This is a genomic window from Nakamurella sp. GG22, from assembly GCF_052976845.2.
In genome coordinates, this window is record NZ_JBRIIO020000063.1 from 1 (window position 1) to 9,178 (window position 9,178).

Annotated in this window: 6 protein-coding genes; all 6 read right to left on the reverse strand. The window is 69.9% G+C overall.

Going from position 1 to position 9,178, the window contains the following annotated elements:
• Positions 1 to 2,004 (reverse strand): bifunctional [glutamine synthetase] adenylyltransferase/[glutamine synthetase]-adenylyl-L-tyrosine phosphorylase (locus ACVBEQ_RS27865; RefSeq protein WP_447156695.1); only part of this gene is annotated, 2,004 nt, incomplete at its 3' end.
• A gap of 4 nt (positions 2,005 to 2,008) precedes the next feature.
• The gene (locus ACVBEQ_RS27870; protein WP_447156696.1) at positions 2,009 to 2,749 is read right to left on the reverse strand and encodes a type 1 glutamine amidotransferase; all 741 of its coding nucleotides are present in this window, start codon (positions 2,747 to 2,749) and stop codon (positions 2,009 to 2,011) included.
• Positions 2,746 to 3,588 carry an exodeoxyribonuclease III gene (locus ACVBEQ_RS27875; protein ID WP_447156697.1) on the reverse strand — a complete coding sequence of 281 codons (843 nt, stop codon included), beginning with the start codon at positions 3,586 to 3,588 and terminating at the stop codon, positions 2,746 to 2,748. Before ACVBEQ_RS27875 ends, ACVBEQ_RS27870 begins: the two co-directional genes overlap by 4 nt.
• 4 nt (positions 3,589 to 3,592) lie before the next feature.
• Positions 3,593 to 4,102, reverse strand: coding sequence for a hypothetical protein (locus tag ACVBEQ_RS27880; protein WP_447156698.1), 510 nt, complete (start codon positions 4,100 to 4,102; stop codon positions 3,593 to 3,595).
• 24 nt (positions 4,103 to 4,126) lie between these two features.
• The gene (locus tag ACVBEQ_RS27885) at positions 4,127 to 7,516 is read right to left on the reverse strand and encodes an error-prone DNA polymerase (protein ID WP_447156699.1); all 3,390 of its coding nucleotides are present in this window, start codon (positions 7,514 to 7,516) and stop codon (positions 4,127 to 4,129) included.
• Entirely contained in the window at positions 7,516 to 9,087 is a 1,572-nt protein-coding gene (locus ACVBEQ_RS27890; RefSeq protein ID WP_447156700.1) for a DNA polymerase Y family protein, read from the reverse strand. Before ACVBEQ_RS27890 ends, ACVBEQ_RS27885 begins: the two co-directional genes overlap by 1 nt.
• Between the last annotated feature and the right edge of the window lie 91 nt (positions 9,088 to 9,178).

Here is a 9,178-nt window from a genome sequence, read left to right on the forward strand (position 1 = left end):
GTCCACCGCCTCCCTGCTGCTGGTTGCCCGCTGGCACCTCGCGAGCAGTGCCGCCGCAACGGTTTCCGGTTCCGGCGCAAGCAAGGACGCGTCGTCCGCCAGCAGCCGGAGCACCTCGGGCGCCCTGGTGAGCAGGCTGGCGATCAGCCGGGACCCGCCGAGCAGGGTGGCGAGCCGCTCGGCCACCGAGCCCTCGTCCCGCAGCAGCCTGAGATACCAGGGGGTGTCCGCGAGCGCCTCGGACACCTGGCGGTAGGACAGCAGGCCGCCGTCGGGGTCGGGACTGGAGGAGAAATAGTCGAGCAGCACCGGCAGCAGCGTCCGCTGAATGGCCGCGCGCCTGCTCACCCCGAGGCTGAGCGCGGCCAGGTGACGCATCGCCGCCTCGGGCGCGGCGAACCCCAGGGCGGCGAGCCGGGCGGTGGCGGCCTGCGGCGACAGCCTGGTCTCGTCCTCGCCCACGGCGGCGATGGCATGCAGCAGCGGCCGGTAGAAGAGCTTCTCGTGCAGCCGGCGGACGGTGCTCGCATGCCGGATCCGCTCGGCGACGAAGACCTCGCCGGCGCTCGACGACCCGGTCGCCGTGTACCCGTCGGTGCGAGCCAGCCACTCGAGATCCGCCGGGTCCTCCGGGAGCAGGTGGGTGCGCCGCAACCGCTGCAACTGCAGCCTGTGCTCGGCCCTGCGCAGGAACGTGTAGGCCGCGGCCATCTCCGCGCCGTCGGTGCGTCCGACGTACCCGCCCCGGATCAGCGACCGCAGGCCCATCAGGGTGCCCGGCAGCCGCAGTCCCGGATCGGTCCGGCCGTGCACCAGCTGCAGCAACTGGACCGCGAACTCGACATCCCGCAGGCCGCCGGCGCCGAGCTTGAGTTCCCGGGCCCGCTGCCGTTCGGGAATGTTCTCCTCGACTCGTCGGCGCATCGCCTGGACGTCGTCGACGAAGGACTCCCGCCCGGCGGCCGACCAGACGCCGGGGGCGGTGATGTCCAGGAACTGCTGGCCGAGGTCGGGGTCGCCGGCGGCGGGGCGGGCCTTGAGCAGGGCCTGGAACTCCCAGGTGTGCGCCCAGCGCTGGTAGTAGTTGGCCATCGACGCCGGAGTGCGGACCAGTGCCCCCGCCTTGCCCTCCGGGCGGAGCGCGGCATCCACTTCCCAGGCCGCTGACCCGCAGATCCGCATCACGCCGGACGCCAGTGCGTTGGCCGTCGCGAGCATCGCGGTGTCGTCGGCCGGATCGGGTCCGGGGTGGTCGGCGGCGAAGATGACGTCGACGTCGGAGAGGTAGTTCAGCTCCTTGGCGCCGCACTTGCCCATCGCGATGACCGAGAGCCTGGTGGGCGCCGCGCTCGCCGGTAACTCGGCCGCCGCCACGGCGAGCCCGGCCTGCAGGGTGGCGTCGGCGAGTTCGGTCAGCGCCTGGCAGACGGCGGGCAGCGCTGTCGTCGGCATCGATGTCTCGACGGCGGGTGCCAGGTCGTGGGCAGCCACGACCAGGAGTTGAGATCGGTAGGTGCGGCGCAGCGCGGCGATTGCCTTGCCACCGGTGATCGTCGCCCGGGCTCCCTCGGTTCCGGTGCACAGGGGTTGATCGAGATCGATGCCCACGGCGGAGAACAGCACCGCCCTGGCATCTTTCGGGTCCAGCAGGTACTCGGCAGGTGCCTCCGGAACCAGGGAGTGCCAGTCCTCCGGCCAGGTCGCGAGATGCTCCGACAACACGGTGGACGCACCGAGCAGCGCGATCAGCCGGCCGCGGAACCTCGGTTGGCTACGCAGTGTCTCGAGGAGCTCGTCACCGTCGTCGGTGGCCTCGAGCAGCCGGGCGAGCCCGTGCACCGCGAGTTCGGGGCGGCCGGACCGCGACAGTGCGATCAGGATGTCGTCGCTACCGGGCAGCGGCCCGGACTGTCCGAACAGACCGACGACGCCGAGGTCGGTCCGCACCCGCTCGGTGTCGGGAAGCCCGAACCGGGCGGGCGTTCTCGCCGCCGGCCTGCTCATCGGTTCACGTCTGGATCGCCACCACCGGCAGCAGTGTGCGGGACGGGGCCTTGCCCTGCTTGATGAAGTCGACGAAACGGTGCGCGAACTCCCGCCACACCTCGCCCATCACGTCCTCAGCGTCGTCGAGCGCCGGGCCAAGACGCCCTGTCAGCGCGATTTTCTCCTTCCGCGCCCAGTTCCGGACGTCCTCCGCGGTCGGCTCGATGTGGAACTGCAGAGCCCATGCCGCGGTGCCCTGCCGCCAGGCCTGGTTCGGGTATCCCATCGAGGACAGCAACAGCACCGCGCCCGGCGGCAGGGTCGGGACGACGTCGTAGTGGTAATGCATGACGTCGGGGGTCATCGGCAGGTCGGCGAACAACGGGTCCGACATGGCGGCGTCCCGTTTCGCCGCCAGATACGCCCCGATTTCGGCCCCGTTTGCGCCCTTCTGTACGGAACCTCCGGCGGCGGCCGCGAGGAGTTGGGCGCCGAGACAGATGCCCAGCGTGGGTGTCTCGGCGGCGATCGCGGACGAGAGCAGCGCTCGGGTGGCCGGCAGCCAGGGCGCCCGATCGTCGTCACGGGCGCCCATCTCGCCGCCCATGCTGATCACCGCGTCGAACCCGTCGAGCGTTGCGGGGATCTGGTCGCCCGCGTGCGGACGGCAGACGGTCAGCTCCACGCCCGTTTCCGTCAGCCACTCCCCGAGCCGCAGCAACGGGTCGTCGGGATCGTGTTCGATGACCAGGATCCGGGTCATGGCTTCTCCTGGGGAACGTCGTCGTGCACATCGGAGTCGTGAGAATCGGCGTCGGCGAGCTCCACGATGACCGGCGCGTGGTCTGAGGGAAGTTTGCCCTTGCGTTCCTCCCGGTCGATGACCGCCCCGGTGACCCGGGCGGCGAGAGCAGGACTGGCGAGGGCGAAATCGATGCGCATACCGCGGCGCTTCTGGAACGCCAGGCGGGTGTAGTCCCAGTAGGTGTAGACGCCGGGTCCCGGGTGCAGCGGGCGGACGACGTCGGTGAAGCCGGCATCCACCAGATTGAAGAAGGCCTGTCGCTCGGGCGGCGTCACATGGGTGGACCCGCGGTAGTAGTCGACGCTCCAGATGTCGTCGTCCGTCGGCGCGATGTTGAAGTCGCCGCACAGCGCGATCTGAGCGTTCGGATCGGCGGCGAGTTCCTTGGCGCCGTAGTCGTGCAGCGCCGCCAGCCAGGCGAGTTTGTAGTCGTAGTGCGGGTCGCCGATCGCCCGGCCGTTGGGCACGTAAAGGCTCCACACCCGGATGCCCCCGCAGAGCACGCCGATCGCCCGGGCCTCCGCCGCCGCCGGGTCGCCGAATCCGGGTACGCCGGGAACTCCGATCCGGATGTCGTCGATGCCGACCCTGGAGATGACCCCGACGCCGTTCCACTGGTTGGTTCCGTGGTGGGCGACCTCGTAGCCCAGTGCCCGGATCCGGTCGAGCGGGAACTTCTCGTCGGGAACCTTGGTCTCTTGAATTGCCAGGATGTCGACGTCACTGCGCTCGAGCCAGGCGACCAGCCGGTCGATCCGGGCACGGACGGAATTGATGTTCCAGGTGGCGATTCTCATCCGATCAGCCCAGCACCGGTGCGGGCGGCGGGGCCGGGACGAAGAACGCGACGGTCCACTCCGGACGGGACTCGCCGTCGATCCGTGCGCGCCAGAGCAGCACCTGGCCGGGTGGGAGCGGAAGGCCGGTGTTGAAGTAGAGCACCACATGCGAGCGCGTCGGCAGGGCCCGGCGGGGCACGCCGCTGCCGCGGAAGTTGGGTTCCTCGATCTGCAGGGTCTGGCCGAACCGCATGACCCTGGAACCGCCTGGGCTGGCGGCCGATTCGGTCAGTTCCAGCGGGGTGCCGTTCTCCCGCTCCAGGACGACCTCGAACGCGTACTGCTCGTTGAACAGTTCCGGCGGGAAGGTCAGGCTGACGACCAGGGCGAACGCCGCGGTGACCCCGGTGGCGTGGTCCCGCCCGATGAGTTGCAGGCCACCACCGACCATCTGGAGCTTTCCGAGCTGATCGGCGACGGCGAAGTCGGCCAGTATCAACGACACTGACGCTTGCTCGAAGACCTCGCTCATGGCGTCGATCGTGCCAGACAACGGTCATCGGAAATCCCGCGAGGGCGTGGTGGCGACAAGATCCACCGCGGCGATCCGGTCGGCCACGATCGAGATCGACCCGCCGGCCCGTTCGACGACGCCGCGGATCACCAGCGACGGCGATCCACGGGCGACCCGCCGATAGCGGGACCACAACCCGATCGAGCAGATGACGTTGACCATCCCGGTTTCGTCCTCGAGGTTGATGAAGATGACTCCCGAGGCGGTGGCGGGTCGTTGCCGGTGGGTGACCACCCCGGCGACCAGCACCCTGGTGCCGTGCTCGACGGAATGCAGGTCGACGGCGGTGCGAACCCCCCACTCGGCGAGCGTCTCCCGGGAGAACTCGGTGGGATAGGACTCCGGCGAGATCCCGGTCGCCCAGATGTCGGCGATGGTCAGTTCGATGTCGCTCATCCCCGGCAGCACGGGGGCATCCAGCCCGACGGTGCTGCCAGGCAGGGTGCCGGCGATCGGCCCGGCCGCCGCACCGGCCGCCCACAGCGCCCGCCGCCGGTCCTTGCCGGCTCTCGCCTGCATCCCGGTGAGCACGTCCAGCGCCCCCGCCGTCGCGAGCGCCTCGGCCTGGGGGGTGGTGAGGGTGACGGCCCTGGTCAGTTCGTCCAGCGTCCGGTACCCGGATTCGGGTCGCCGGGCGATGATCTGCTCGGCGACCTCGGTTCCGATGGTCCGGATGCCGCCGAGGCCGAGCCGCACGGCCGGCGCCCCGTCCGGCCCCGGTTCCAGGTCGGCGTGCACCCCGGACTCGTTGATGTCGGGGCGGCGCACCGTCACCCCGTGCCGGCGGGCGTCGGCCACCAACGATTGCGGTGAGTAGAAACCCATCGGCTGCGCGCGGAGCAGGGCGGCGCAGAACGCGGCCGGGTGATGCAGCTTGAGCCAGGACGAATAGAAGACCAGTGCCGCGAAGGACAGCGCGTGCGACTCGGCGAACCCGAAGTTGGCGAACGCGAGCAGCCGTTCGTAGATGCGGTCGGCCACGTCCCCGACGAGGCCGTGCCGGGTTCGCATCCCGTCGTACAACCGGCCCTTGAGCTTCTCCATCTTCGCGCTGGATCGCTTGGCGCCCATGGCTCTTCGGAGCTGGTCGGCCTCCCCCGCGTCGAACCCGGCGACATCGACGGCAAGCTGCATGAGTTGCTCCTGGAACAACGGGATGCCGAGGGTCTTCTCCAGGGAGCGCTTCATCACCGGATGTTCGTAGGTCACCGGTTCCTCACCGTTGCGGCGCCGGATGTAGGGGTGAACGGAGCCGCCCTGGATCGGCCCGGGGCGGATCAGCGCCACCTCGACCACCAGGTCGTAGAAGGTGCGCGGCTTGAGCCGGGGCAGGGTCGCCATCTGGGCCCGCGACTCGACCTGGAAGACACCGACCGAATCGGCGCGGCGGAGCATCTCGTACACCGCCGGTTCCTCGAGGTCGAGCTGGGCGAAATCGACGTCGATCCCCTGGTGCTCACCGACCAGATCGACCGCGTAGTGCAGCGCCGAGAGCATGCCGAGCCCGAGCAGGTCGAATTTCACCAGGCCCATTGCCGCGCAATCGTCCTTGTCCCATTGCAGCACGGACCGGTTCTCCATGCGCCCCCATTCCACCGGGCAGACCTGGGCAACCGGGCGGTCGCAGATCACCATTCCGCCGGAATGGATACCGAGATGCCGGGGGAAATCCTGGATCTGTCCGGCCAGGTCGAGGACATCGGCCGGAATGGGATGTTCGATGCTACCGCCGGCCGTGGCCTCCTTGATCTGCGCCGCCAACGGCGTCCAGCCGTCGAGCTGTTTGGAGTAGGCGTCCTGCTGGCCGGGTGAATGACCGAGCGCCTTCGCCATGTCGCGCACCGCCATCCGTGGGCGAAAGGTGTTGACGTTGGCGACCTGTGCTGCGTATTCACGACCGTAACGCTCGTAGACGTACTGGATGACCTCCTCGCGGCGGTCCGATTCGATGTCGATGTCGATGTCCGGCGGGCCGTCCCGTTCGGGCGCCAAGAACCGTTCGAACAACAATTGATAGCGCACCGCGTCGACCGCGGTGATGCCGAGCGCATAACATACGGCCGAATTGGCCGCGGACCCTCTGCCCTGACAGAAGATGTTCGCCGTTCGGCAGAAATCGACGATGTCGTGCACGATCAAGAAATAGCCGGGAAAGTTCAGATCGGCGATGATCTTCAATTCCTTGTCGATCTGCTCGTACGCATCGGGTCTTTCTCCCGGTGGTCCGTACCGGTTCGCCGCACCGGCGAGCGTGAGTTGCCGCAGATGCGAGTTCTCGTCGTGCCCGGGCGGGACGTCGTACGGCGGCAACTGCGGGGCGACCAGGTGCAGGTCGAACGAGTACTCCCGGCCGATCGCGGCCGCGGTCGACACGGCCGTCGGGTAGCGGGCGAACAGCGCGGCCATCTCGGCGCCGGACCGCAGGTGGGCACCGGGACCCGGTGGCAGGAACGGGTCCGCCTCGTCCAGGCTGCGCCGGCCGCGAACGGCCGCCATGGCCGCGGCCACCCTGCTCGACTGGGGATCGGCGTAATGCGCACCGGTGGTGGCGACCACCGGCAATCCCAACTGCCGGGCGAGGTCGGCAAGCGCGTCGTTGTCCTCGTCATCGGTGGGCAGGAACTGCGTGCTGAGCTCGACGACGACGTTAGCCCGGCCGAAACGATCCATCAGCTCACAGATCTCGGCCCGCGCGGCCGCCGGACCGTGCCTGGCCAGTGCCCGCCGGACCCTCCCCTTGCGACAGCCGGTGAGGATCAACCAGTGATCCTGGGAAGCCTCGGCGAGCACGTCGAGGTCGTAGATCGGCCGGCCCTTCTCGCCGCCGTTCAGCTGGGCGCGGCTGATCTGCGCGGACAGCCTGTTGTAGCCCTCCTGCCCCTTGGCCAGCACCAGCAGATGATCGCCGACCGGGTCGGCGACACCCATCTGCGGCTCCGGGAGACCGAACGACAACTCGGCGCCGTACAGCGTTCGCAGCGGGGTGTCCGCGGCGGCCTCGGCGAACCTGACGATGCCGTAGAGGCCGTCATGGTCGGTGATGGCCAGCGCGTCCAACCCGAGCCGGAGCGCCTCGGCCACCAGCAGTTCCGGGGTGGAGGCGCCGTCGAGAAAGCTGAAGGCTGAGTGGCAGTGCAGTTCCGCGTAGGGCACCCGAGTGGCCGGATCCACCGGGGTGGCGGTTTCCACCGTCGGCCGTTGCCGTCGCTGTGAGCTGGGGTATTCGATCGGCGGGCCGTCGGGATCGGGTTCGGGCCGGTCGTGACCCAGAGGGCGCAGCGGCCCGACCGGACCCCTGCCGGGGAGAGGTGGACGGCCCGACAGCGCTCGTTCCAGTTCGTTCCACGGAACGATGGGATTGGACCAGCCCATCAGTCGTACACCCCCTCGATCTGCCAGCCGCCGGGGGTCGATCGGGCGAGGACGGCGATCCCGTCGTCGGTGACGAGTTGCACGCGGGCGCTGGTCGGCCGACGGTCCGTCGACCACCACCGCTCGTCGAGCAGCCACGGACCCGCCCAGGCGTCGATCCGATGTGGCGTGCCCTTCACCAGCCAGGCGGGCGATCCGGTCAGCACACCGCGACCGGTGAGCTGCACGAGCCTGCCGGCATCATCCAGGACGGCGATCTCCGGCGAATCGGAGTTGATCACCTTGGCCGGTGACGGGGCGGGAAGGGAGCCGGGCCAGGGATCAGCCGGGTTGCTGGCGCCCACCTTCTCGTCACCCCAGGGCACCAGGGTCACCCGGTCCGCCGGGCTCCTGCCGCCCGACCGGACCGGCGCCAGCACCGACTCGGGCCCGAGCAGACCCTGCACCCGGGCGAAGGCCCAACCGGCCCGCTGGTCGTCCTGCCCGTCCGATCCCCACAGGCCGTACTGGATGCGGCCGGCGCCGATCGCCTCGATCGGCTCGAGCTTGAGCCGGGCGATGGCTCCCGGGCCGCCCGCGACAGACGCGGTGCGACCGGCGGTGAGCCAGCCGTCGAGTTGCCAGCGCAACCTGTCGGCGGTGGCGGCCGCGGTAAGCGGTGCCGCGCACCGCCAGATCCGGGTGAGAACCGCATCCCGTTCGGTGACTGCGGTGATGGCCAACCGGGTGCAGGCCAGTCCGGCGTCTGCCAGCGTGGCGTGGAACCGTTCGGCCAGTGCCCTGGCCGCGAAGGCCGCTGTGTCCACCCGCTCCAACGGCGGGTCGCAGACCTGTTCCACCGTCAGCTCCTGCGGTAGCTGCCTGCGGGACATCCCGCGCTCGGCCATCCCACGGGCCAGCCGATGCGCCTGCACACCGTCGGCCCCGAACCTGGTGGCGACCTTGCCCTCCGGGAGTGCGGCGAAGGCACCGGCGGTGGTGATGCCCAGCCGGATGAGCAGGTCGGTCAACGCCGCCCGCTCGGGTGGGCTGATCGCCGGATCCCTGGCCAGGTCGGTGATCGGTAGCGGAGCGCAGAACTCGGCCGACCGACCCGGGGGGACGATGGCCCCGCGGTGGGCGGCCAGCACCGCCACCGCCAAAGCATCGGCGATCCCGACCGAGCACTCGATGTCCAGCGCCTCGACGACGTCGACAATGCGCTCTGCTGCTGCGATCTCGCTGCCGAAGTAGCGGCCGGGGCCGCGTGCCGAGCAGGCGACGACCCCGGACCGGAGGATCTCGACGCCCGGCGCGATGGACTCGACGGCAGCGGCCACCGGCTCGAACAGCCGACCGTCGCGATCATGATCGACCTGCGCGATGAGTAGATCCGGACACCGGGACTGGGCATCCCGGCGTCGTTGCCCGACGGTGATTCCCTCGGCCCGAGCCGCCGTCGTGCAGGCCTGCACCCGGTTGGCATGGAAGACCGCGACCGGGTCACTCGCCGGCCGACCCGCCTGCCGGGCGGCCGCCACCGCCGGCCAATCGGGACACCAGACGACAAGGGTGCGGGTCGTCGCGTTCATGGTGTGTCTGATGCTTGGCAGAAGACGCTGACCGAATCGGCGAGGCTGAATCGTTCGCCGCGCCAGCCGGGTCGGATCAGGTCGGGGGGAA

Coding starts and splice junctions, on each gene's coding strand:
- ACVBEQ_RS27870 (WP_447156696.1), bottom strand. CDS start 2,749: ATGACCCGGATCCTGGTCATCGAACACGATCCCGACGACCCGTTGCTG.
- ACVBEQ_RS27875 (WP_447156697.1), bottom strand. CDS start 3,588: ATGAGAATCGCCACCTGGAACATCAATTCCGTCCGTGCCCGGATCGAC.
- ACVBEQ_RS27880 (WP_447156698.1), bottom strand. CDS start 4,102: ATGAGCGAGGTCTTCGAGCAAGCGTCAGTGTCGTTGATACTGGCCGAC.
- ACVBEQ_RS27885 (WP_447156699.1), bottom strand. CDS start 7,516: ATGGGCTGGTCCAATCCCATCGTTCCGTGGAACGAACTGGAACGAGCG.
- ACVBEQ_RS27890 (WP_447156700.1), bottom strand. CDS start 9,087: ATGAACGCGACGACCCGCACCCTTGTCGTCTGGTGTCCCGATTGGCCG.